Below are 25543 nucleotides of genomic sequence, written 5' to 3'. Positions count from 1 at the left end.
AGTATCTTCAAGCCTTAAGCCAATAAATCGTCATAAAGCTGACGGTACGCCGCGCCAACCACTTCTGGCCTGAAGTGCTGCTCCCAGCGCTGGCGAGCACCTGCACCCAGGCGCTGGCACAACGCATCATCTGCAGCTAAATGGTTCATGGCGTTAGCCAAAGCATCGGCATTAGCTGGCGGCACCACCAAGCCGGTCTCGTTGTGCCGATTGACCCAGGTGGTGCCTGTACTGATTTCGCAACAAATCAGGGGCTTGCCCTGGCGAGCGCCCTCAAGCAAGGTGATGCCAAAGGCTTCAGAGCGCAAGTGCGAAGGGAACACCACCGCCCGGCACAAGGCCATCAACGCATTTTTGTCGGCGTCATCCAAGGCCCCCAGAAAATGCACGTGCGTCAACCCAAGTGCCTTGGCCAAGCTGCGCAAGCGCGGGCCTTCAGGCCCGTCACCCACGATAACTATCGGCGTGCTCACCTGTTGGGCTGCTTGCAACAAAAAGTCCAGCCCCTTGTAATAGCGCAACACGCCTACAAACAAAAAGAAATTGCGGCCCAACTGCGCCTGCCAGCGGTCACAAAGCGAAGCGTCGACGGGTTGCGCATCTACCAGGCAGTGCGGAATACACATGAGCTTGTGCTGGTAATCGCGCAACACCGTGCTACTTTGAGCGTAGTTAGGCGACGAAGCCACCACCTTAGTCGCGGCGCCTAACAAATAGCGGCGAAGCGGCGCGTAGAGCTGCCCTAACCCAGATTGGTTCTGCCGAACAATGTCTGACACATAAGTCACCACCACGGGTTGTCCACGCCGCCGAATAAAGGGCAGCAGCATGTCGGCAAAAGGCCAAGGGAAATGAATTTGAATGATGTCGCATTGGTCAGCCTCGGCACGGCAACGCCGCAACGCCGCCAAAGCACCAAAGTCGCAAGAAGCCAATTCGAACCAGGAACGCGCACGCACCAGGCGCCCCTCTGGCAAGGTCATCTCGACCGGCTCAGGGTTTCGCGCCAAAGCAAACACCACGTTGTCAACACCCAGCGGCGTGGTTGCCAGGCACAACTGCCGGATCGACTCCTGCAAGCCGCCTTGGGTTTCAGGAAAATACGTGCGGTACAGGTGCAAGACCCGGCGTTTACTCATACCACACGTCCTCGGTCCCTCATCACCTGGTTGTACACGCCTACGGTTTCCTGAGCACAGCGCTCCCAACTAAAAGTCTTGGCACGCTCCAGCCCCTTTTTGCTAAGTGCTTGAGCGAAAACACGATCCTCCAACATTCGCTGCAAACTGTCACGCATGCCCTCCACATCATCTGGCGCCACCATCAAGCCCGCATCACCTACCACCTCAGGCAACGAGGTTTGGTTGGCGGTCAGCACCGGTACACCAGAGGCCATGGCCTCCAACGCAGGCAAACCAAAACCCTCGTAACGCGACGGATAACAAAAAGCGGCTGCACCGGCATACAACGGCGGTATGAGCGCGTCGGGTACATAACCCAGCAAACGCAACTCACCTTTTTCTATCAGTGCCTGCGCAGACGCCATAAGCTCCTGGGTATTCCAGCCACTCATGCCCGCCACGACCAAGGGATACTCACGCCGCAGTGCTGCAGGCAGTCCGGCATACGCAGCAAACAACGTCGTCAGATTTTTCCGCGGCTCAAGCGTACCCACGCACAAAACGTAACCGCCCGCGCTCAAATTCAGCTCAGCTAGTGGCTGGGCCAAAGCCACTGGGTCATACGGTCGAAATCGCGCATCTGCAGCCAGGTAAGTCGTCGTTATTTTTTCAGATGGCACATCAAACCAACGCTGCAAAGCGCGCCCTGATGATTCTGAAATCACCAAAATATGATCAGCACGCTCAAGCGCCTTGGGCATTTCGCCCTGCATCAAGCGCACGCGCTCTTGCGGGTGTGTTTCAGGGTGATCGAAGCATGACATATCGCAAATGGTCAGCACCAATGGCCCATCAAAAGGCATGGGCACATAGTTTGGTTCGTGATAGAGCGCATCACGTAAAGCAAATTTGGTCTGGTAGGCAAACATGGCTTTTTCAGCCAAGCGACGTGCCGTCCGCGGATATGGCACAAAACGTTGTGCCAAGGCATTCACGCGCGACAAAGTTTGCGCGGTGCGCTCACTTGGCAGATGAATACCTTTTTCAATACTCAATCCGTAGTGCATGTATACCTCGGCCAATTGCATGCGATCGATTGCGGCAAACAAATGACGAATATATTGGCCTATGCCAGTCAATGGCGATAATAACGGCACACCATTTACTAAAACCTTCATATAAAAGAAAAACTCCAAGTTATAAACAGATAACCAATAAGTGCAAAAATAATACCAACAACATTCCCAAGCATATCAAACCAGCAAAATCCACTACCAAAAAAATGGTCCCATCCTTCTTTTACAAAACCAATTAAGAATGCCAATAAAACTGACGCCTGAGTCGATAAAAAAATCATTGCAAGAGCAGTTATCCAAAAACTCCAGGTGATATGCTTTACTTTGTCTTCTTCTTTTAACTTTAATCTTAACTTCTTTGCAATCAATACAATATTTACTTCAATACCCATTACCACCTTCTGCTGATTTATATATCCCATCGAGATCAACAGGTTTTCTAATAATCAATCTGCGCAAATCTTTTTCAACAATACCCTTTTCAATCAAGAATCTCATCGCGCGTGAAACTGTTTCTCTGCTTGTATTCACCATAATAGAAATTTCATGTTGCGTCGGAATATTATCTATAACAACCAATCCTCCTGGTGCAACGCAAGTCATCTGGTTTAGCAACGCAAACACCCTGTGAAACGCATTTGGTATCGACAAAATACCCTGATAACTAGATGCGCGCCTGATGGAGCGTGCCATTTTTTTCAACAAATCTTCAATGACAGATGGATTTTTGTAAATAAGGTCCATGGCATAAGGTCGCGGCAAAACTGCAATCATCGAATTCTCAGTGGCAACTACGGTGGCAGATCTCGGCAACCCGTCAATCACAGACAACTCGCCAAAATATTCACCTGCGGTCAAAAAATTCAAACCGACCTCGCGCCCGTCTTCACTCAGGTCAATGACCTGCAGACGCCCACGCAAAACAAACAGCATTTGCGCATCTTTGTCCCCTTTGCGCACCACCACATGCCCCCGCGAAATGACTTGCACTTGGGTGTGCGCTGCAACCTGTGCCAGCACGTACTCGCTCAATCCTTGAAGCAAAGGCAATTGCTGCAATTGTTGCAAATTTGTTGCCACCGAATCTTTGGCTGGTGCACGAACATTCTTACCCACCCGACTTCCCCCTGACCTTATTGTTTTGTAACTATTCAAACCACGCTTTTACAAAATAGCCTGCAGCAATTGATCTGCACTTTGCTGCCAGGTCAACCGGCGCATGGCTTGACTGCCCGGGGCCAAACCTTGCTGATGCAAGGAAAGCCACGTCAGCAAGGCCCGTGAGAGATCTTCTGGCGCGGACCCCTGAAAATAGAAAGCGTGATCCTCTGCAACCTCCCTGAAAACGCGAATGTCACGTGCAACGATAGGCAAGTTATGGCGCGCTGCCTCAATCAAGGGCAAACCAAACCCCTCCATTTCAGAGGCTGCAAGCAGACAACTGCAGTTGTCATAAAGACTTTCCAGCACTGCGTCAGAAGCATCGTCAAACCAGTGCAACAGGAGACCTGCTTGCGGGTGTTGACGCAATTGAACACAAAAATCGTCCATCATCCAGCCCGGTTTGCCCACAATCACCAGCACAAGCTGCGAGCCATTTCGCCAAAGCAAATCAAAAGCCTGCAAAACCTGCCGATATCCCTTGCGCGGCTCCAGGGTTCCCACCATAAGGCAAGAAGGCTGGGAAGCTAGCCGCGCAATGACAGTTACGGCGGTTGCACTAGGCGCCCCTGGGGCCAACCCCTGCATCAGGTCTGAGCCCAAATGGAACGCACGCACATCAGGGAAAGCACCTTCCTCGGTATGCCCACCCATCCACAACCTGACATCCTGCGCCACCGCCTCAGAGATACACACCAGGCGGTCAGCTTGCCTGCGCAGGCTCTGCAACCAATTAGCGAAAGCCTGCTGCATGCCGGGCACAGAAAAATCTGGCCGCAGTAGCGGAATGATGTCATAAACCACGTAACACACCCGCACGCCGCGTAAGCGCAGCTGATGCAGCGTCTGTTCTGCTGCCGGGAAAAGATGCGCGCTCAAGTCCAGCCCCAAGAAAATATCCCCCCATGCCACTTGAACCAACTGCTCGTCCGGCGCATCGGGCTGACCTTGCAGGCTTTCAAAAAATTTATGGGTGTATCTGAAACCTTGGCCGTCCAAAGAGAAAACGGGTCGGACTACAAAACCGGCAGGTGGCTGCGCCAGCCAAGCACGCAAAATATTCAGCACCACGCGCTGAATGCCGGTTTTGGCATTGCGGTGATACAACTCAGACACATCCACCAAAAGCTGACGCTGCTTTGGCAATGGCACAGGACAGACCAGCGGGGCTGCGGCCTGATCGGCCAACAAACCTAGTACCGTGGCCCTAAATTGCTGGCCAATACGGGCCCAATCGCGGTGCGCCAACCATTGCGTCTGGCGTGCCGCCTGGGCCTCCAACTCTTGTGGATGCTGCAGAAGCCAGCACACGGCATCCACCAGGGCTTGCGCAGTCATGTTTTGCACGACATGGCTGCAATGCTTCACATCTGAAAAGATAGGCTGATCGCTCACCAGAACTGGCACGCCCGTGGCAAGGCCCACCGTGACTGCGGCGCTGGCGCTCTCACGCGTGGGCCCATAGGCGTACACCATCACATCAACCGCTTTAAGCTGACGCAAACAGTCTTCAATTGGCAAAAATTCAGTCACCCAGATGATGTCTTGCGCCACGCCGAGCGACTGCGCAAGGGTTTGGCACTCGGCCAAGGTCTGCTGGCTACGCTCATCAAGGGCCGCCGTGATGGCCAGCAACTTCACCGTTTTACCAGTGGCATGCGCCAAACCGGGCATGCTACCAATCACTCGGTCCATACCTTTGTGCGGCAACAAAAAGCCAAAACAACCCAGCACAAGATCATCGGGCATCAGCCCCAGTCCTTGCCTGACAGATTTCTTCGGTACATCTGACTGAGCCAGTGTGACACCTAGCGGCAAACACATCACGTTGTCGACCAAGCCAAGCCCCAACAAATAGTTCACATCATCAAGCTTGTGCACCAACACTCGCGCCAAAGTCTGCACATGCTGGATGGCCAATTGACTGATGCGTCGCTCACGCACCAGCGGCAGCGTTGAATGCAGCTCAAGCACCACCACACAGCCGCTGGCTTGTACTTGCGCCAACGCAGCACAAACCTCATCAGTCAGCAAAAACAGGCTCTGCTGATGCTGCACCACCAAAACCTCAAAGTTTCCAGCGGCAATGGTCTCTAAAGTGGCCACCACAGAGTCACAGTCATTCAGTGTCCAGTGGGGGGCGTAAATTGCTTGCGAAGCGTCGGCGGGTGTACGCATGTCACAAAAAACGGTCAGGGCGGCGTCCTGTGGCCACGCCTTGAATAACGCATGCGCATGCTCTGCAATGCCGCACGACGTATGCCAAGGGCTAAGCAGCGCCGTACGAACCGACCGCGCTGCTGGCTTAAGTACAGCCCCCGTCAACAACGCCGTTGCCGCATTCTGCGTGGCAAGCGCCGCATTGGCCCAGGTGCACTGCTGGCGAACCCACTGGGCCCCGGCCAAACGTTGCTGTTGCAGCCTTGCAGATTGAGCCAGAACGTCGTCGCGCACCATGCCCAGCAACTGCACCAACGACTCACGGTCAGGCTCGATCCAAAAAGAGCCCTCGGTATGCAAATGGCTTCCTGACAAAGCAAACGAATACGGCACCATGTAGGCGTTTTGCACATTGGCAAAGTCAGCCTGGCCCCCAAAACCAGTCACCACCAAAGGCAAACCCATGGCCAAAGCCTCAGCAGCCGGCATGTTGAAGCCCTCGCCCCGGCTGGGCAGCACCATTGCATGCGCGCTGGCATAAAGCGCTTGCATTTGCTGCGCATCCAGCTCGTCGTGATCCAGAATCACGCGGGGTCCGTCTGGGAACTTATCCGCAAATTGTGCAACCAGCTCAGCCAAGTTATTGTGCGGATTAGCGAATGACTTGATGTAAAGCTCTACCGCATCCGCACCGGTGAAGCGCGCAAAAAAAGCCTCTAGCAGCACATCAATGCCCTTGCGTGCAAAGGCTGACGACACATGCAAAAACCTGAAGTTTTGCCCTGAAGCTGGGCAGTTCACCTGTGGCGCCAAATCAGCAACGCTGGCAAAGTGCGGCAGCCCCATGGGCACCAAAAACACTGGCAAGGTACAGCCTGAGTTGCGCAGGCACTGCCTGACAAACAAGCTGGCCACCAGCACACCATCAAAATGCGTGTTGATATGGGCCACCATGTCTGCCGGCACAACAGACTCTTCCCAGAAGAACATCACCAAGCGGCAAGCCGCGGGTGCTGCGTCGGTGATCAGTGGAAAGTGGTGCACGATCGACACCACTGGCGCATTTGCCGGCGTGACATGGGCCAACAGCCGGGCTATGCGCTTCTGCTCGGGCGCAGGCATGTCGTTGCCCGCCGTATAAGCCTGTCCATGGTAGGCCACCATTTGCACCCGCTCTGGTGCCATCGCGGCCAACCCCAAAGCAAGCCCCCGGTTGACCATTGCCAAACTGTAATGCCCCTCAACATGCCCCACCAGCCGCCAAGCGGTATCGGTTGGCAAGCCAGCCGCTTCAGTGCCATCGAGTTCTGGTGCAAATGCAACGGCAGAATTACGCAGTGCTACCGAACTCCAATAAACAAAATTCATAGCGCCTTGCTCTTTATCCAAAAGGGCTACGGGCTTATTGTCCTTATTATTTAAATCGGTAACCGTTGCTGGGCTTGCATGCCCACGCAACTGTAAGAGTCGCCTGGAAGCAGCTCGCAATGGGCGTGTCACGCGCCATGATGTGCTGGCATACACCGCGGCCAGCTGCGCCTGCAAAGCGGCCACCTGCCCAGCCAGCACGCCGGCTTTTTCCTGTTGTGCTGCAAGCGCTGTTTTTACACCACCCAACTCGTGTTGCCACCGCAGTTTGTCGGCCAGTGCTTGCGCTTGCGCCGCCTGCAACGCTTGCTGCGTTAACTGCGCTTCGGCCTGCGCGGCCTGCTGCGTTAGCTTCGCCTCGTCAGCCAGTTGTTGCAGCCGCACCTGCTCGGCTGCAATATAGTCATCAAACACATTGGGGGGCACAGCAAAAGCGGCTTTCAGTTCGGGGTGCTCATGCGCGAGGTAATACTTATTCAGACCGTCAAAATAAACGCAGTCGTAAGCCGCTTGTGTCAGCAGTGGCTCCCAATGGTCGTCAAGCACTTGCGAATTGGGCACCGTGGCCTCTACCACCACCAGCCAGGGGCGCCAGCGGGCAAAGTCCATGCCCTGCAATACCGCTGCTTCAAACCCCTCAACATCAATTTTCAAGAAATGCACAGGTGATGCAGCCACAAACTCGGCAAATATGCCATCAAGCCGGCGCAACGGCACACGGCTGGCCGTTACCGCTACCCCTTGAGCCCGATGCACCTGGGCCACCTCTGCATTGGCCGTGGCCCAGCCGCGCACCGCGGTGTCAAAAATCTCCACATCGCCATCCGAGGCCCCCACTGCGACGCAAAGATTGACATCGCGCGGACGCTGCTGCTGCAGCGCCCTGATGTGCCTGGCCAGCGGCTCAACATTGATGCCCGACCAACCGCGCTCGTAAAAAGCACGCGTCACTGAGTCGTCAGACGGGTCATTGGCCCCAACGTCCACATAAAACCCAGGCGTGACATGCTTCAAGGCCCGCCACAGCATCACATCTTCGCGGTTTTGAGAATACGAAATAAAAGTCATAAAGTTTCAATGCTGATCTGCGGCTGCAACCACGCCGCGCCATCAAACACCCATTTGTCCACATTCACCACATTGAACACCAAGGCCAGATCACGCCATTCGTAATTGGCCGTCAGGTGTGAATCACTGTCTACCAAAGCCGTTTGCACTGAATAGCTCCCTACCCCCAAATTCGCGTCAAAACGCATTGAAAACACAAACCTGTCGCCAGCTTTGGGGGCCTCTATGATCTGCCCGGTGTGCCAGGTATTGGTGCCATACATAACCTGACCCAGCCGGTTTTTGATGCCATAGCCCAACACCAACCGGGGCACGTCAGCATTGACCCGCACCTCAACCTGAAGCGTCACCGCCTGACCCACCCGCAGCATTTCAATTGGCTCGCCCTGCTCATTTAGCAGGCTCACACGCTCCACCACGGCCTCTTTGGTGCCCGACACGGTTTGCACCCGACCGTCTGCCCGCTTAAGCTGCTCCAGCGCGCTGGTGTCGCGCTGTAAGCCCGACTGCGCCAGCGCCGCGTTGTAATAGTCAAGCACGGTTTCGGGGTCACCGTCCAGCGCCACGGACCCATCGCGCAGCAAAATGGCTCGGCTGCAAATGGATTGAATGGCTGCCCTGTCGTGGCTCACGATCAGCAGCGTGGTGCCCAGCTTGCCAAACTCGCGAATGCGGTTAAAGCTCTTGTGCTGAAAATAGGCATCACCCACCGACAGCGCCTCATCCACAATCAGCACCTCTGGGCGAACGCACGTGGCCACACTAAAGGCCAACCGCATCTGCATGCCACTGGAGTACACCCGTACGGGCATGTCCATGTAGTCGCCAATTTCGGCAAAAGCCTCAATTTGCGGCATCAAATCGTGCATGTCTTGCGCGCTAATGCCAAGCAACTGCCCCGCTGTCAGGGCATTTTGGCGCCCACTAAAGTCGGGGTGAAACCCCATGCCAAGCTCCAGCAGCGCCGCAATGCGTCCCACCACCTGCACACTGCCCGTGGTGGCCTGGCTGGTGCCGGTGATTAACTTGAGCAAAGTGCTTTTACCCGCACCATTCATGCCCACAATTCCCACCGCCTCACCCGCCTTGACCGTAAACGACACCTCATGCAGCACCCAGCGCAGCGTGTGGCGGGGTCGGTGCTGCCCGGGCAGCCACTCAAGCAAGCGCGCCCAGCGCGTGGGGTATTGCCGGTAGGCCTTGCCAAGGTCTTTGATACAAATAGCGTCCATCACAGTTCATCCACCATGGCGCCGGCATGGCGACGAAACATTCGCCACCCCGCCAGACATAAAAGCACGGCCAGCACACTCACCCAGGCCAAACCCCGCCAAGCCGGCAAGGTGTGCCAGACAAAAATTTGCTGATAAGCGTCAATCACCACCGCCATCGGGTTCCACGCCAGCCCGGCCTGCACGCCCTCAGGCAGCACACTTTTTGTATAAACAATGGGCGTCAACCAAAACCAAAACTGCATCACGATCGTGGCCACCTGCCCCACATCCCTGAAAAACACATTGAACACCCCCAGCGTCATACCCAGCCCCACCGAAAAGGCCAGCTGAATGGCCAGCACCGGCAAAAACGCCAGCACCACCCAGCCAGGAAAATTACCCGTGAGCAGCAAAAAAACCACAAACAATGCAAACACCACCAGAAAATTCAGCACAGCACTCAGTACCACAATCAGCGGCAGGCACAGTCTGGGAAAACTCAGCTTTTTGAGCAAATTGGCGTTGTCAATGAACACCGTTTGCGCCCGCGTCACCACCTCGGCAAACAAGCCCCAGGTCAACAACCCGGCACACAAATACACACTGTAGCCAAACGTGCTGTCCACGCCCGGCAAACGAGACCGCATCAGTTGCGAAAAAATCACCGTGTAAACCACAATCATCGACAGTGGGTGAATCACCATCCACGCCATGCCCAACATCGAGTTTTGATAACGGGCAGCAAACTCACGCTGCACCGACGTCAACACAAACCCCCTGAACGCCCACAGCGCCCGCGCCATGGCTAGCACCTGAAAACCTCGTCCTGCACTTAAAACTCCTTTACGGTTCGCGCCTGCCAAAGCGCCATTGATAGCCCAACTGCAGCGACAGTGCGTCATAGCCAAACAGCGCTATGTTGTCAATGCTACGCACTTGCCGCCCCTCAAGAACCCACTGGCCTTGCGGCCCCGCCGGCCATACCAGCGCGGCGCGCAAGCTGCTGCTGCGCTGCACGCGCTGCTGGTCAATCAGCCCGGCTGCATAGGGGCTATTGTCAAGCCAGTTTTGTACCGTGCCACCCAGCTCAGCCACACCACCCCATTGCAGCACCCAACGCGCCAACACATCGGCAGACCAACCCATGCGGTCGCCGCCAGGGCGTACTGCCAAAGCTGTGTCGCGCTGCCAGCCCGCGCTGCCCTGCAGCGCCCAATTTGTAGCGGTGTAGCCCACTGCAGTCCGCACATCCAGCCAGCGCGCATCAAAACCCGACACAGTCTTGTATTGAATGTCTCGCCAACCCATCGACACATCACCCTGCCAACCTGGTGGCAAGCCCGCCACAGGCCCCACCGAAGCACGCACACCTGTCGCCTGCTGATACCGCGCGCCCCCCAGATCAAGCCAACTGGCACTGGCCTGCAACTGCCCGCGCCAACCCTGGCTATGCCAAGGCTGCGTCACCCCCAGCTGCCAAGCGCCAACATCAAAACTGCGCTGCTTGTCAAACAGCTGCCCCTGCCATTGCACCCAGGTGCTGGTGCCAAGCTGGCCCACCGGCCAACTGGCATCCAGGCCCAAAGCCGTAAAACCATCGCCCCTGGGCGCATAGTCGGGTGTCAACTGCAAATACAGAGGCCCTGCAGCGCCATTGAGCGTCACATTTAAATCGCGCACACCCTGATTTACATTGGACTCATAGCCCCGGCCCAGCTGGGCACCCCAACCCATGGCAGACCGGGCGCTGTCATGGGTTGCACCACCCCGACAACCCTTGGCACGCTGCCATGCCATCAGCTCCACAATGCCAGGCGGCGGTGCAAAACGGGCTTCTATGGCATCAAACAAAGCCAGCGCCTGCGCCGTGTAGCCGGCACCGCAGTACAACATGGCCATGTCAAGCCAGGCCCCAGCATGATTTGGCTGCTGCTGCGTTAATTGCTCCAGCAGCGCCGCCGCGGTAACCGTGTCGCCCATGGCTATGGCATCAAGCGCCTGCTCATAAAGCCCGTTGGCACACACGGCGCCGCTGGCACACAACACGCCGGCACCCAGCACCCGGCACGCGCGCGCCCACCATCTGGCTTGTACAAAAACCCGTAACAATCCTAAAATAAAACGCATGAAGTTCAAAACCGCCATTTTTTGTCAGACCCTGATTGTCATATTGCTAGGCGCTACGCCGCCAGCCCAGAGTGCCGAGGTAGGAAAAATTGTGCAAAGCATGGGGCATGCGCTGCAAGCTGGCCAACCCGCCAAAGCCGGCGACCCCGTGCAAGAGGGCAGCACCCTGACCACCGGGGCTGACGGCTACCTGTATATCAAAACGCTGGACAACGGCTTTTTCATCTTGCGCCCCAACACCACCGCAAGCATACCGGCCTACCACGTTGACGCGGCCGAGCCAGGCAACAACCGCTTCAAGATAGAGCTGCAATCAGGCGTGCTGCGCAGCATATCGGGCCAGGCCGTTAAAGAGGCGCGGCAAAACTTCCGGTTAAACACGCCACTGGCCGCCATAGGCGTGCGTGGCACAGACTTCACCGTGTTCACCACCGACCAAGCCACCCGGGTGGCCGTCATGTCAGGCGGCGTGGTAGTCAGCTCGTTCGGCGAGGGCTGCAACGCTGCTGGCGCTGGTCCCTGTGACAACGCTTATGTGCAAGAACTGTTTGCAGAGCAAACCGGCCAAATTTTGCAGGTATTGCGTGGCATGGCCGCGCCCCAGCGCCTGCGTGACGCCACATTGGCCCCAGATAGCGCCGCCCCACCGCGCAAAGACGAGCCTGTGGCCGCAATCAGCATCAGTCCAGCAGAAGTCAATTTGACACCTTTGAAAACCAACCCGCTTCCTGTGATTGGCGTCGCACCCGAGCCACAAACGCCTGCGGCAATACCCCCCAGTTTTACATGGGGCCGGTGGCAAGCCTTGGCCAACCAAGGCGCAGACTTCGACCTGCCACAGGCCATGGCCAGCGGCAAGCTGGTGGCACTAAACAGCTACTTTGCCTTGCTGCGCAGCCCCACCGCAAGCTGGCAGCAACCCCAAGAAGCCGGTGCAACTTTTACGCTGCAAGCCTCACAAGCCCAGGTGATGAACCTGAACACCGGCCAGGGCGTATTGGCCAGCTTGGAGAACGCAAGCCTGGCACTGGACTTTAGAAACAACCACTTTGCCACCAGCTTTGATCTGGTCGCGCCTGGCATGCGCCTGAACCGTCACGCCGAAGGCTATGTGGCCCCAGACGGCAGCTTTGGCAACACCAACCAACACCTCGGCAACAACAACATGCTGGTGCAAGGCGCACTGTCTAACGCGTCTGGCCTGCAGGCAGGCTACCTGTTTCAAAGCCGCCTTGATGACACCCAGAGTGCCAGTGGCGTCACCTATTGGATGAAATAGCCCGTCATCACGTTGTTAGATCACCACGAATGTGAATTTATGTGACGCACATCACACATTTAAGCCACTTAACCTTCACATAATCACCACGGCTTAGTGCTACCAAGGGTTAAAAGCATCTACTGCAGTGTGCTTTCAATCCAATTTTTAATCTTGAGAGGATATCCAAATGGCTTTAACCACCGCGCAAATTCAACAAGCGTATGTCACATTTTTTAACCGCCCAGCTGATGTTGCTGGCCTGAACTACTGGGGTACATACACAGGCTCACTGAGCAATTTGTACGCCACGTTCGCACAGCAACCAGAGTACACCGCTGCATTTACCGCGCTGTCTAATGGCGCCAAAGTGGATTTGGTTTATCACAACCTGTTTGGCCGCGCTGCTGATTTGGATGGCCTGAACTACTGGACACTGGCTTTGGACGCAGGCACTGTGACGCTTGCCAACTTGGCCTTGGCACTGGGTGCTGGCGCCCAACTCACCGACGTAACTGCCTTGGCTAACCGCGTGACGGCCGCCACTGCGTTCACCGCTCAACTCGACACAGCCGCCGAAGTGCTCGCCTACTCTGGCGCAACTGCCAACGCTGCAGCCAAGGTCTGGCTTTCCACCATCACGACCGATGCATCTTTGGCAACGGCCATTGCACCCGCAGCCCTAACCGCTAGCGTGGCTTCGGTTGTGGCGATTGGCGCTGATGCAAATGCAGGTGTCGGCGGTCAAACCTTCATGCTCACTGCAGGTGTGGACCAAGGTGCAGCCTTCACAGGCGGCGCTGGTAATGACACATTCAACGCAGCTCCTTTCGTGAATGCGGCTGGTACAACAGTAGCTACTCTGACAGCACTCGATTCAATCGACGGTGGTGCAGGTGTTAACACCCTGAATGTGACTGACACAACAGCAGCGCTTGCTCTCCCAGCCAGCGCAACCGTCAAGAACATCCAGACGGCAAACATTGTCGCTGCTGGTACATTGACTGGCGATGCATCAGGTTGGGCTGGCTTGACCAAGTTGACTGCTACAGAATTCGGTGGTTCTGCTGCTGGTGCACTCACTGCGGCTGCAACAACTGCCGTGACCCTGACTGACGCTGCTGCTGCTGCTTCAACGATCTCCGTTCAAGGCGGCTCGAACGTTGCTGTCACGGCTAACGGCGTGACTGCTGCCGGAACGATCAACGTTGGCACTACGACCGCAGTAGCTGGAACGCTTGACGTTACCGCAAATATGCTCGCGTCTCAAACAGGTCCAAAAACTGCTGACGCCATCAATGTTAAGGGTGGCACAGTCGTTACCATCAATGCCAATTTGAATGAATCAGCCACAGCAGCTGCGACGAATGCGAGCACTGTAACTGGTGGTTTAATTGGTGTTACAGGTACCGCTGCCACCACAACGGTGACCGTCAACCAGACTGCTGCTGCAACTGCTACCGATGCCGTCGTTGCAATTCCATTCGCTGCTGCTGTGACTGGTGTCACTGCCGCTCCTGGTTTGAATGGCGTGACTGCTGTGACTGGTGCTGGTGCCGCTGCTGTTGCTGCACTTGCCGGTGTTGTTGACGGCAAGGTCACAATTGCTGATAGCACCACGACTGCCGTTGGTTCTATTAAGACAGTATCTTTGTCCAACTACGGTGCTGCTTCCTCAATCACCAGCAATGCCCTGACCGACCTGTCACTGACTGGCACGGCAGGCACATTGACGTTGACCCGGGTTGCTGCGCTTGCTTCCGATACGTTGAATCTGACACTGAATGGCTTGTCTTTGCCGGTCAGCCTTGGTACTGATAACACCATCACCGACGCCAACAACGAAATCAAGACGTTGAACGTGACGACTGCGACCAAAGATTCAACATTAAAGGCGTTTGCAGACACCGGTCTGACCACCCTGAATGTGGCTGGCTCGAATGTTCTGACGCTCACAACGCCAAACGCTTCGTTGACTAAAATCGCAGTTTCTGGTGCAGCTGGTTTCAACAGTGATGTGTCGGCTCTTGGCGCTACTTTGGCAAGCTTCACGACCACCTCCAGCGGCAAGATTACTGCAACTTTGGATGCAGCAACTCAAACCTTTGTTGGTTCGACCGGTCAAGACGTCATCACGATCGCTGCTGACTCCAAGAAGGTCATCACTGGCGGTTCTGGCACGACAGACATCATCGTTCTGAACAACACGGCGGCTACTTTCAACGCTACCGTAGATAAACTCACAACGACCAAGGTAACTGGGTTTGAAGTTCTGGGCACGAGCACTGCATCGCAAGGTGTATTTGATCTGTCAACACTGCCAACAGGCTTGAAATCAATCGAAGTATTCGGTGCTCTTGCCGGTGTGACATCTTTCACAAAAGTGACGGCGGGTTCCGCGCTGGCTATTGACGCAGCACAAGCGGCTGCAATTACTTATCAAGTGGCAGATGCCAATGGCACCGCTGACGCTCTGAGCCTGACGCTCGGTACGGCAGCTAACAAGGCCGGCTTCATCACTGCTGCACTGACATTGAAAGATGCCAATGACGTCGGTTTGGGTACATTGAATGTTGTCAGCAACGGCAGCACCTTCAATACAGCTCACACGATTACAGCTTTGACTGACAACGGTCTGTCAACACTGAATGTCAGCGGTAACGCAGGCTTGACGATTACTGGCCTGAACCAAGCAACGACCCAAGCAACCGGGTTCACCATCAACAACACTGCAACTGGTGCTGCTGGCGTAACCATCACAACGTTGACTGATGCAAACTTGGGCACGCTGACATTTACCGGTACCAATGCATCGGAAGTGACAACCTTGGCTGGTCTGACAGGTAAGGTATTGACCATCGCTAACACAGGCACAGGCAGTGCAACAGTTGGCGTTATTGGTGATGTCGGCGGAACACTGCAAACCATTACCCTCACCGGCAATGTGGCGCTGGGTGCAAACAGCCTTACACCTGCAACAGCCATTGGTGCAACCACCGGCGTTACCGTTAGCGGCGCTACCGACAATGCCCATGTGAACATCACCCTGACAGGTGCAGCAGCGCTTGCAACAGACACAATCACACTGGGCAATGGCAACAACGTCATTACTGACAACAGCACGGCTGGTGTAGTGAACGTTACTGTTGGCTCTGGCGGTAACCTGATTGATGTCAACGCTGGCGCAAATAACGCCACCTTTGCTGCAAATGTGACTTTGGGTGCACACACCAACACAGCCACTGTCTTCAACAAGATTTTGGTCTCTGATACTGGCACACAAGCCACAGGTATCAGCGCCACGATCACTGGGGCAGCCATTGGTGACGTGCTTGTATTTACAGACGCAACAGATGCTACTGTGCTCACTATTTCTGCTGCACAGCAAAACACCATTACAGCAACCGCCAGCCTGACTGCTGCGATTACAGCTGCCTTCGGTATGTCCACTGCGGCACACCAAGCGCTGTCATTCCAGTACGGCACTGACACTTATGTGATCTCTAACGAAGGTGCTGATACAGCATTTACAGCAGGCACAGACGGCGTCATCAAGCTGGTTGGTCTGCACACAATCGCCGATTTCGGTACTGTGGTTGGTGCGGTAGCTGTGTTGAGCTAACAGTTGCAATAGACTGCAGCGGGGGCATCCGATGCGTCGGAAAATCCCCTGCCTCTCAATCTATTGAGAGTAAATAATCAAGACCCCGCTGCTCACAAGGCAGTGGGGTTTTTTCTGAGTACACCTTGCAAGGTGTACTCAGAAAAAACCCCAGATGCAATACAAAAGGACAACGCATGACTGACTGGACCGCCGGCTATGTGGCCGACATTGGCTACACCTTTGGCTATTACCCCGAACTCAATCCACTGCGAGCGCGTCTTGCCTTCCTGAACGCCGGGCTTGTGCCTCCCGAAAACGGTACTCACTGTGAACTTGGCTACGGTCAAGGCCTGAGCACCAACATCCATGCAGCAGCGTCAGGCGGCGCTTGGCACGCCACCGACTTCAACCCGACCCAAGCCGCCTTTGCTCAGTCTTTGGCCGCAGTGTCTGGATCCAACGCCCATTTGACGGACGAAGCCTTTGCTGACTTTTGCACCCGCACAGATTTGCCTGAGTTTGACAGCATTGGCCTGCACGGTATCTGGAGCTGGATCAGTGACGAGAATCGCGCCGTGATCGTGGATTTCATCCGGCGCAAGCTCAAGGTCGGTGGTGTGCTCTACATCAGTTACAACACCCAGCCCGGATGGGCACCCATTGTGCCAATGCGTGATTTGCTGACCGAACACTCCGAGGTTATGGGCGTGGCTGGTCAGGGCATCGTTTCACGCATTGATGGCGCGCTGGCGTTTGCCGACAAGCTGTTCGCCACCAACCCGACCTACGCCAAAGCCAACCCTTGGGCGATCGAGCGGCTGAAGGGCATCAAAGGCCAGGATCGCAACTACCTCGCCCATGAGTATTTCAACCGTGACTGGCTGCCGATGTCGTTTGCCAGCATGGCGCAATGGCTGACCCCAGCCAAGATCAACTACGCCTGTTCTGCCCATTACCTTGACCACATCGACGGCGTGAACCTCACGGCAGAACAGCAGGATTTTTTGAAAGAAATTCCCGACGCCATGTTCCGCCAAACGGTGCGCGACTTCATGGTCAACCAGCAGTTTCGCAGGGACTACTGGGTCAAGGGGCTACGTACGCTGAATACACTGGAACAGACAGAAGCCTTTCGCGCCCAGAAAGTCGTTCTGGTGCAAGCCCGTTCTGACGTGTCCCTCAAGGTCACGGGTGCCATTGGTGAGGCGACGATGCAGGAGCCGGTCTACAACCCCATTCTTGACGTTTTGGCCGACCACAAGCCCAAGACCTTGGGCCAAATTGAGCAAGCGGTGAAAGACAAAGGTGTGACCTTCGCTCAAGTGACGCAAGCTGCGATGATTCTTACTGGCGCCGGTCATCTGGCTGCGGTGCAGGACGAGGCGCTGATACCCAAAGCCAAGAAGCACACCGACAAGCTGAACGTCCACTTGATTGACAAAGCGCGGGGTAGCGCCGACATCAGCTATCTGGCAAGCCCCGTCACCGGCGGTGGCTTCACCGTCAATCGCTTTCAGCAATTGTTCCTGCTGGCAATCAGCCAAGGCAAGAAGCAGCCTGCTGAGTGGGCGTCGTTCGTCTGGCAAAACCTTGCCGCGCAAGGGCAAAAAATTGTCAAGAGCGGCAAGACGCTGGAGACACCTGAAGACAACATCGCCGAACTGACAGTTCAAGCCACAGCCTTTATGACCAAGCAGCTGCCGATTCTGAAGGCGTTGCAGATCGCGTGAAGTCGTCTGTCGAATCAGGCGCAGAGGACCGTCAGCAGGCGATTGACACTGGAAGGCGCACTAATTCCAACTGACGATTTTCCAGTCATTTTTTGGTGACTTGGGGCGGTTGCGGTGCCAGATTTCAGCTGCAGCAAGTTCATTTCGTTGAAGAACGGTTGAGAAATCGTTGGTGCCAGTGTTGCCGAAATGGCGTTTTTCACCACTCAGGCGTGACCGCCCCTCGGCGGTTGTTGCCGATGTCCCGAACTCCAGCACAAGGAAATTGGTTTACGCTGCCCTGCGGTAACTGTGGTGCAGCCCGCCCAACCAGGGTATGGCCTCAACCCGCAGCGTACCCGGCGTAAAAGTTACGTCGTTGGCTGCATTTACCTCTTGAATCGGCGACTGCCCGTCATTGGCCCGGTGAGGTCTGGCTGTGTTGTAAAAGGCCTGGTACTGTCTGAGCAGTTGGTTGACGTGCAGTGCGCTCCGGGGGATGACGTGATCTAGCAGCTCCTCAGTCAGCGTCCGGTTAAACCGCTCCACCACCCCGTTCAACCAAGGACAGCCAATGCTGGTTCGCACGACCTTGATGCCCATGTTGGGCAGCGTCTTCTTCATTACCGGAATGAAAATACTGTCGTGGTCCATCAACATCATTTTCGGGGCCTCGTCAAAAGGGTAGGCATCTCAGATTTGTTGCGCCACCCAGTCGCTGCTGGGGTTGTAGGTGGCACGGCACACCACAAGCTCTCTGCGGTGATGGTCGATGACGTTGAAAATATACAGCGGCCTTGCCCGCCAGTCAAAGGTGACCTTGAAGTCCATCGATGCCATGACGTGGCGGTGATTTTTGAGAAAATCTTTCCAGCGCTGGCCCTTGGGTGCTGCTGGTTTGCTTGGTTGGCGCTGCTGGCGTTTCAAAATATTACGCACGGTCGTCTGCGATACCGCCATGCCCAGTTGCTGTGTCACCATGAAGCTGATGCGTTTAGTGCCATAGCTGGGATTTTCTGCCTTGATGTCGATGATGATTTTCTCTACCGTGGGGTCAATCCTGGGTCGCCCCGCAACACGTCGTTTACCCGCCACGACCAACATCAACCACCAGCGTTTGACAAAGCGCCGGTGCCAGCCAACCAGCGTCTCTGGCCTGAAATTGTTGTACCGGGTCAATGTTGGGGAGATGCTATGCAGCCAGCCCAGCAGAAACTTTTGCCAGCGCTTGAGCATGGGGCGCTTGCGTTTGTGCCGGTAGCCTTTCATCTCGTTGCGTACCGCAATAAGTTGCAGCTTGCGTGCCAGCCGCCATTGCCAGTAACGCCGTGCGTTGCGGGTGTGGACCGTGCCGATAAAGATGCCAACAATCAGGCCCATCAACGTGCCAAATATAAAGTTCAAAGCCGAGCCATCCAATTCACTAAAAAATGGCGGCGAGCATAAACCAGCCCGCACTTTTAAATCACAGACTTATCTGTGAAATACGGCTTTGATCAATTCTTACGACAGGTCAAATTTACAATAAAAAGACCTCTAGCCCAAACAGATATTGCGTGAGTAGCTATTCATTTCATATCAATCTATTTTTACGAAACTACCTCCACCATGCCTCAAATCACCATAGACAACCAAGCCTACGACCTCGATACCCTCTCCCCCGAGGCCCGTGCCCAACTCACCAGCCTGCAATTCGTCGATGCCGAGTTAGCCCGCCTACAAGCCCAAAGCGCAGTCCTGGCAAGTTTTCTGGTCTTTCTGCTGATCGCCTTTGGTATCCCGCTGTTGCTAGGTCTGTAACGGCTAAGCGACGACTAGCTGGGAGTGCTTGCCCAAAATCTGTAGCAAATCCAACCTCCATCCACTGTGCCTGCTTCCCGAAAGGGTCGTGGGCTTTTTTTCGCCCAAAGGAGCACTATGCAAATCATTCGCGATCCTGCCGATGCTGCCCTCTTTGCTGATTCTGGACTGCGAACACTGGTGCACAAGACCATTGCTGCCCCTCAGTGAAGACTGTTCCTACGACCCAGATGTGCTGGGCTATTTTCTGATCGTGCAACCGGGCGACAGTATCGCCATCATCAATGCGCAGATCGGCTTTGATATCTTGGCCAATAAGTGGACCGGCATCCGCTTCGATCAACCCGGCTACACGCCATCATTTGAGGTATTGGAGGGCATCGACTTAGGCTAAACCCGCTCCTATTGCAAAATCGGGCAATGCATACTTTTTGCAGTTGGGTTGGCGGTAGGTGAGGCAAAAACAGCACCCCGGAACTACCCGTAACTCGTTGAAAAAATCGGTTTTTTACTTGACTTCACAGGTTTGCTCACTATCGGTGGCACGCCCCCCGTAACAGGCGCAGTGGTTGTCAATTCAACTGGCGCAAAAATTGTTGGTGAAACAGGTGCTGTTGCACTGGACACTATTGCTGTTACCGGCGGCACAACTGTCTCTGTGACCCAAGCTGCAACCGCAGACATGGGTGACGTGGCGACGAAGGGTGCTGCGGATGACATAGTTACCCAAGGCCCAACAACGTGCCAAAAATGAAGTTCAAAGCTGCGCCATCCAAACCATAATAAATGGCGGCGAGCATATACCAGCGAGAACCTAAAATGGCCAAGCAGCAGACAGAGGCTACGAAGGTTCGGTGCCAATGCCCGATAAATTTATAAGAAAATGGACTCTAGCCCTTGTGTTAATTGCGTAAACAGCTATTTAATTCATATCAAATCATCTTTGCACAGCCAACCACACCATGCCCACCATCACCATAGACAACCACCCCTACGACCTCGACACGCTCTCCCCCGAGGCCCGTGCACAACTCACTAGCCTGCAATTTGTCGATGCCGAGCTAGCCCGTCTGCAAGCCCATACCGCTGTGCTGCAAACCGCCCGCATGGCTTATTCCAAAGCCCTGCAAGCCGCCTTGCCGTCCGTGCTGGAGCAGGCACAGGCCAGCGACACCATCAAGTTCAATTGAGATGACCTTGCCTGCTTATTTGACGTTTGCCAATACAGACCTGGTACTACTGGATGTGACAGCTTTGGCCGAGTTGCAGGCACTTGCAGCAGACGCAATGGGCTGGATTCCTTTGGGGCCGGACGTTTACCTGCACCACGGTGATGCGGAGGGAGAACAAGACGTCATCCAGGTGGTTGGCGTGCCCGATGTGGGTATGGCTGGGTTGAACGTGTTGCTGCTGGTATAGCGCCAAATGAAAATACCGTTTGAATTTACTTCACTTCTCGCCCATCCAGATGCTTAGAACTTTTGTAACCACCAGCCTTATTGCCTTGTTAAGCGCCTGTGGTGGCGGCGACAACTTTGAGCCCATCGTGACCCAGATCAAGGCCAATAGCCTGCGCTATGGGCAGACCGCCAATATTTCAGTGGCGGGTAAATTCATGCGTAATGACATGATTGCTGACACCGGCACATGCACCAACCCCAGTTACAGCACAAGCAGCACACCAGACCTGGCCACGCTCACCTGCAAGGTCACGGCCACCGGCCCCTTGCCTATAACCATCAAGTCTGCCATTGGTGCAGTGCTTTTTTCTGACACGCTCAACGTCTTGTCACCCCAGGTCACCGTGATCACGTCAAAGGGCAATGTGGTGATGGAGCTCGACCCCACCAAGGCACCCATCACGGTGAATAATTTCCTGAGCTACGTAAACTCTGGCTACTACGCCAGCACCTTGTTCCACCGGGTGATTGCTGGCTTTGTCGTTCAGGGCGGTGGCTACACCACCGGTCTGGTCAAGAAGGCGGGGCAAGTAGCGCCTATTGCATTGGAGTCCAACAAGGGTTTGTTGAATACTCGAAGCACGGTGGCGATGGCCAGAACCAGTGTGCCGGACTCCGCCACGTCGGAGTTCTTTGTCAACCTGGTGGACAACCCGTCGTTGGACTACCAAAGCGCTTCCAATCCAGGCTATGCGGTCTTTGGCAAGGTGTTGCAGGGCATGGACGTGGTGGATGCCATTGCGGCAATGCCAACTGGCACGGTTGGTATCTTTGCCGATGTTCCGACGGCGGATGTGACCATCACTTTGGCGGTGCAGACGCTGTGACGTATTCCAAAGACTTGTAGGCGGCATTGCCGTCAGTTCTGAAACAGGCACAGGCCAGTGAGACGTTGAAGTTCAATTGAACTTATTTACATATTAATCAGCCTCTAGAGCATACAAATAAAGCGTAAGCAGCTATGTAATAAGTAGCTTTAGTCCCCGACTCCCCTCCTCGTCGCCTCATCAGGTTCTGCCTGCTGGGGCTTTTTTACGTCTGTACTTTCCAAAGCGATATTTCGTTTCTCGTTCCTCAACCCGAAGGAGTTTCCCCTATGGCCAAACATTCCCGATACCGCAGTGCCGCCAAAGCAAGCCGCGTTTATGGCCATTGGATGGGGTGGGTTATTGGCATAATGTGCCATACCTCAATTTATAGAAAGGCCGCTATGCCTACAAAAAATGTTGTCCTAACGGAACATCAAGCTCACTTTGTTGAAAATCTGGTGACCTCGGGTCGATATCAAAATGCAAGTGAGGTGCTGCGTGAGGGGTTGCGTTTGATTGAGCATCGGGAAACAGAGGATCAGTACCGATTGACCGCATTGAAAGAAGCAGCACGTATTGGTATTGCTGACATCAATTCAGGGGCGTACAGCAGCTTTACTTCCGCAGACGAACTGAAGCGGCACCTTGCATCCGCTGCCACTAAAGTGCTTGGTGCGAAGTGACCGCCAATAGTTGGCATGTACGTCTTGCGTCTGCGGCCGAGGAAGACTACCAAGATATTTTGCAGTGGACGGTCGATAAATTTGGGCTAGACCAAGCCCATACGTATGCTGAAACATTGTCCGCAACGATTGAAGATCTGTGCGCTGGCCCTGAAATCTTGGGTATCAAGACACGAAGCGAAATTGGTCTTGGCTTGTACACATTGCATGTCGCCAGAAAGGGGCGCAAAGGGAGACATTTTTTGATGTTTCAGGTCGGCCATCTACAAGGGGTCGAGGTCATCGATGTGCTGCGGATTTTGCACGATAGTATGGATCTGCAACGGCATCTTCCTGCAGGCGATTTCCACTAGCATCGTGGCTGCTCAATGCCAATGCAAAGGACACGGGCGTAAGACTGGCAAAGGTCTTGGGGCACACCCAGCTCAAGACGAGTCAGAGGTACATCCATCTGTCCAATGAGACCTTGCTGGCGGCGGTGACTGCTTAGAAAAAAGGCAAATCGATACTGACGGGTACACTTATTCCGTAGGACGCGGTTTTCCCGAATTTGGTCGGGAACCATGAGTTCGTCCATTGCTACAGCAACATCGAGACTTCCGCCAGGTTGTCGCTTTTCCGCTGTTTTATACTCACAAGCTGGCCAGCGCTGCTGGTCTACCTTGTTTCGCGCAACTTTGTGTCGACCCTGCAGGCTTACCCGACATGGCGTCAAACAGCTTTTAATGCACTCCCACGGCTGCGCATCCTGCGCACCAAAATTTCGGTATTAGCAATGACCACTCACACCCCAAAAGTCGCACTCATCACCGGCATTACCGGCCAGGACGGGTCGTACCTGGCTGAACTTTTGCTTGAAAAAGGCTATGTCGTTCATGGCATCAAGCGTCGCGCCAGCTCTTTTAACACCGAGCGCGTAGACCACATTTACCAAGACCCACACATAGACAACGCCCGCTTCAAGCTGCATTACGGCGATTTGTCTGACACCAGTAACCTTACCCGCATCATTCAGCAAGTGCAGCCTGACGAGGTTTACAACCTTGGTGCCCAAAGCCATGTAGCCGTAAGTTTTGAGAGCCCCGAATACACCGCCGATGTGGACGGCATGGGCACCCTGCGCTTGCTGGAAGCCATTCGCATTCTGGGGCTGGAGAAAAAAACCCGCTTTTACCAAGCCTCCACCTCCGAACTGTATGGCCTGGTGCAAGAGATACCACAGTCAGAGACCACACCGTTTTACCCCCGCAGCCCCTACGCCGTGGCCAAGCTCTATGCCTACTGGATCACAGTGAACTACCGCGAAGCCTATGGCATGTATGCATGCAATGGCATCTTGTTTAACCACGAAAGCCCTCGCCGGGGCGAAACCTTTGTGACACGCAAGATCACCCGTGGCCTGGCCAACATTGCTCAGGGGCTAGAGCAATGCCTGTACATGGGCAACATGAGCGCCCTGCGCGACTGGGGCCACGCCAAAGATTATGTGCGCATGCAGTGGATGATGCTGCAGCAAGAGCAGCCGCAAGACTTTGTGATTGCCACCGGTGTGCAATACAGCGTGCGTGAGTTCATCACCAAGGCGGCAGCGCAACTGGGTGTTGCTGTGGCTTTTGAGGGTCAGGGCGAGCAAGAGGTGGCTGTGGTCAAAAGCATCACCGGCCCTGATGCGCCAGCGCTCAAAGTGGGGCAGGTCATCGTCAAGGTAGACCCGCGCTATTACCGCCCCACCGAGGTTGAAACGCTGCTGGGCGACCCCACCAAAGCCAAGGCAACTTTGGGCTGGGTACCAGAGATAACACTCGATGAGATGGTGGCCGAAATGGTGGCCCATGATTTGGCCGACGCCAAGAAAAGCGCGCTCCTTAGTCAGCATGGCTACCATGTAGCCCCCAGCCGCGAGTAACAAACCATGAGTGAATCAAGCACCGACCACAAACCAACGGCGTTGATTTGCGGTATTTCTGGCCAAGATGGCGCCTACCTGGCCAAGTTGCTGCTAGACCGCGGCTACCGGGTGGTGGGCACTTCACGCGATGCACAAGTTAGCTCGTTTGCCAATTTGACCCGAATTGGCATTCGAGACCGCGTTGAGCTGGCTTCCATGGCCAGCAACGATTTTCGCAGCGTGGTGCAGATGTTGGCACGCTACGAACCCCAAGAGCTGTATCACCTGGCTGGCCAAAGCTCGGTGGGCTTGTCTTTTGAGCAGCCTGTTGAGACACTTGAGAGCATCAGCCTGAGCACGCTCAACTTGCTTGAGTCGATCCGCTTCCTTGGGTGCAAGACACGCTTTTACAGTGCCGGTTCTAGCGAGTGCTTTGGTGACAATGGCGACTTGCCGGCTGACGAGTCAACACCGTTCCGGCCACGCAGCCCTTATGCCGTTGCGAAAGCTGCTGCGTTTTGGCAGGTGGCCAATTACCGGGAAGCCTATGGCTTGTTTGCTTGCTCTGGCATTCTTTTCAACCATGAGTCACCTTTGCGGCCTGAGCGTTTTGTAACGCAAAAAATTGTCAGGGCAGCCTGCCGAATTGCGGCTGGGAGCAATGAACGTTTGCAATTGGGCAACCTGGACATTTATCGCGACTGGGGATGGGCCCCAGAGTATGTGGATGCCATGGCACGTATGTTGGCCCAAGATACGCCGCACGACTTTGTGATTGCGACAGGGGAGACGCACGCACTGAAAGATTTTGTGTCAGAGGCGTTTGCCGCCCTGGACCTCGATTGGCTTGAGCATGTGGTCAGCGACCCTACTTTGATGCGCCCCACCGACATGCGCTTCAGCCGGGCAAACCCTGCGCTGGCTGCTGAGAAACTGGATTGGCGTGCCGATAAGCGCATGAGCGATGTGGTGCGAGCCATGGTGGCCGCAGAACAGTCGAAAAAGTGACTAGGTCAATTAGCGGGCCACGCCAGCCA

General features: G+C 55.0%; 22 protein-coding genes and 1 pseudogene. 13 read left to right on the top strand and 10 right to left on the bottom strand.

The genetic code is table 11. The annotated features are described in order from the left end of the window. Positions 1-14: 14 nt before the first annotated feature. The 8 genes from PHQ58_RS17505 to PHQ58_RS17470 all read right to left on the bottom strand — a co-directional run bounded on the left by PHQ58_RS17505 (position 15) and on the right by PHQ58_RS17470 (position 11295). Positions 15-1139, bottom strand: a complete 1125-nt coding sequence (locus PHQ58_RS17505; RefSeq protein WP_300113389.1) for a glycosyltransferase — start codon at positions 1137-1139, stop codon at positions 15-17. Then, positions 1136-2188 (bottom strand): glycosyltransferase family 1 protein, encoded by a 1053-nt coding sequence (locus tag PHQ58_RS17500; RefSeq protein WP_300113386.1) that lies wholly within the window; start codon positions 2186-2188, stop codon positions 1136-1138. The genes PHQ58_RS17505 and PHQ58_RS17500 overlap by 4 nt, the downstream gene beginning before the upstream one ends. A 107-nt stretch (positions 2189-2295) precedes the next feature. Continuing rightward, complete coding sequence (locus tag PHQ58_RS17495) at positions 2296-2589, bottom strand: hypothetical protein (protein WP_300113383.1); 294 nt, start codon at positions 2587-2589, stop codon at positions 2296-2298. After that, a complete protein-coding gene (locus tag PHQ58_RS17490) occupies positions 2579-3352 on the bottom strand; it encodes a Crp/Fnr family transcriptional regulator (protein WP_300113380.1) in 774 nt (257 codons plus the stop codon). The genes PHQ58_RS17495 and PHQ58_RS17490 overlap by 11 nt, the downstream gene beginning before the upstream one ends. 9 nt (positions 3353-3361) lie before the next feature. Continuing rightward, positions 3362-7954 (bottom strand): FkbM family methyltransferase, encoded by a 4593-nt coding sequence (locus PHQ58_RS17485; protein WP_300113377.1) that lies wholly within the window; start codon positions 7952-7954, stop codon positions 3362-3364. Further along, positions 7951-9186 carry an ABC transporter ATP-binding protein gene (locus PHQ58_RS17480; protein WP_300113374.1) on the bottom strand — a complete coding sequence of 412 codons (1236 nt, stop codon included), beginning with the start codon at positions 9184-9186 and terminating at the stop codon, positions 7951-7953. Before PHQ58_RS17480 ends, PHQ58_RS17485 begins: the two co-directional genes overlap by 4 nt. After that, positions 9186-9980, bottom strand: a complete 795-nt coding sequence (locus tag PHQ58_RS17475; protein WP_300113457.1) for an ABC transporter permease — start codon at positions 9978-9980, stop codon at positions 9186-9188. The genes PHQ58_RS17480 and PHQ58_RS17475 overlap by 1 nt, the downstream gene beginning before the upstream one ends. Positions 9981-10011: 31 nt before the next feature. Then, positions 10012-11295, bottom strand: coding sequence for a tetratricopeptide repeat protein (locus tag PHQ58_RS17470; RefSeq protein ID WP_300113371.1), 1284 nt, complete (start codon positions 11293-11295; stop codon positions 10012-10014). On the opposite strand from PHQ58_RS17470, the gene PHQ58_RS17465 reads away from it, so the two are divergent. The 4 genes and pseudogenes from PHQ58_RS17465 (at position 11294) to PHQ58_RS17455 (ending at position 17887) form a co-directional block, all read left to right on the top strand. Next, the gene (locus PHQ58_RS17465) at positions 11294-12574 is read left to right on the top strand and encodes a FecR family protein (RefSeq protein ID WP_300113368.1); all 1281 of its coding nucleotides are present in this window, start codon (positions 11294-11296) and stop codon (positions 12572-12574) included. The two genes, PHQ58_RS17470 and PHQ58_RS17465, sit on opposite strands and share 2 nt — an antisense overlap. 169 nt (positions 12575-12743) lie before the next feature. Further along, a pseudogene (locus PHQ58_RS23680) lies at positions 12744-13025 on the top strand (DUF4214 domain-containing protein); the annotation flags it as partial. Positions 13026-13133: 108 nt separating this feature from the next. Beyond that, on the top strand, positions 13134-16175 hold the full coding sequence (locus PHQ58_RS17460) for a hypothetical protein (protein ID WP_300113365.1): 3042 nt from the start codon (positions 13134-13136) through the stop codon (positions 16173-16175). A gap of 176 nt (positions 16176-16351) precedes the next feature. After that, positions 16352-17887 carry a class I SAM-dependent methyltransferase gene (locus PHQ58_RS17455; RefSeq protein ID WP_300113362.1) on the top strand — a complete coding sequence of 512 codons (1536 nt, stop codon included), beginning with the start codon at positions 16352-16354 and terminating at the stop codon, positions 17885-17887. A 270-nt stretch (positions 17888-18157) separates the two neighbouring features. On the opposite strand, the gene PHQ58_RS17450 is transcribed toward PHQ58_RS17455, so the two are convergent. Together PHQ58_RS17450 and PHQ58_RS17445 are read right to left on the bottom strand one after the other, a co-directional pair. Continuing rightward, the gene (locus tag PHQ58_RS17450) at positions 18158-18529 is read right to left on the bottom strand and encodes an integrase core domain-containing protein (protein ID WP_300113359.1); all 372 of its coding nucleotides are present in this window, start codon (positions 18527-18529) and stop codon (positions 18158-18160) included. A 30-nt stretch (positions 18530-18559) separates the two neighbouring features. Beyond that, on the bottom strand, positions 18560-19270 hold the full coding sequence (locus tag PHQ58_RS17445) for a helix-turn-helix domain-containing protein (protein WP_300113356.1): 711 nt from the start codon (positions 19268-19270) through the stop codon (positions 18560-18562). Positions 19271-19474: 204 nt separating this feature from the next. Between PHQ58_RS17445 and PHQ58_RS17440 the strand changes: the two genes are divergently transcribed. From PHQ58_RS17440 to PHQ58_RS17400, 9 genes are all read left to right on the top strand, one after another. Continuing rightward, a complete protein-coding gene (locus PHQ58_RS17440; RefSeq protein WP_300113353.1) occupies positions 19475-19666 on the top strand; it encodes a DUF6447 family protein in 192 nt (63 codons plus the stop codon). Between the two features lie 28 nt (positions 19667-19694). Next, entirely contained in the window at positions 19695-20060 is a 366-nt protein-coding gene (locus PHQ58_RS17435; RefSeq protein WP_300113350.1) for a hypothetical protein, read from the top strand. Between the two features lie 568 nt (positions 20061-20628). Beyond that, complete coding sequence (locus PHQ58_RS17430) at positions 20629-20856, top strand: hypothetical protein (RefSeq protein WP_367187342.1); 228 nt, start codon at positions 20629-20631, stop codon at positions 20854-20856. A gap of 1 nt (position 20857) precedes the next feature. Next, positions 20858-21085: a hypothetical protein gene (locus PHQ58_RS17425; protein WP_300113346.1), complete on the top strand. Its 228-nt coding sequence runs from the start codon at positions 20858-20860 to the stop codon at positions 21083-21085. 19 nt (positions 21086-21104) lie between these two features. Next, positions 21105-21953, top strand: coding sequence for a peptidylprolyl isomerase (locus PHQ58_RS17420; protein WP_300113343.1), 849 nt, complete (start codon positions 21105-21107; stop codon positions 21951-21953). Between the two features lie 269 nt (positions 21954-22222). After that, positions 22223-22618 (top strand): type II toxin-antitoxin system ParD family antitoxin, encoded by a 396-nt coding sequence (locus tag PHQ58_RS17415; protein WP_300113340.1) that lies wholly within the window; start codon positions 22223-22225, stop codon positions 22616-22618. Next, positions 22615-22971 (top strand): type II toxin-antitoxin system RelE/ParE family toxin, encoded by a 357-nt coding sequence (locus PHQ58_RS17410; protein ID WP_300113337.1) that lies wholly within the window; start codon positions 22615-22617, stop codon positions 22969-22971. The genes PHQ58_RS17415 and PHQ58_RS17410 overlap by 4 nt, the downstream gene beginning before the upstream one ends. Before the next feature lie 422 nt (positions 22972-23393). Then, positions 23394-24524 (top strand): GDP-mannose 4,6-dehydratase, encoded by a 1131-nt coding sequence (gene gmd, locus PHQ58_RS17405; protein ID WP_300113334.1) that lies wholly within the window; start codon positions 23394-23396, stop codon positions 24522-24524. A gap of 6 nt (positions 24525-24530) precedes the next feature. Next, entirely contained in the window at positions 24531-25514 is a 984-nt protein-coding gene (locus tag PHQ58_RS17400; RefSeq protein WP_300113331.1) for a GDP-mannose 4,6-dehydratase, read from the top strand. Positions 25515-25543 lie beyond the last annotated feature (29 nt).

This window comes from Rhodoferax sp., from assembly GCF_028688795.1.
Lineage (GTDB): Bacteria > Pseudomonadota > Gammaproteobacteria > Burkholderiales > Burkholderiaceae_C > Rhodoferax.
This window is presented reverse-complemented; position numbering and strand designations above follow the sequence as displayed.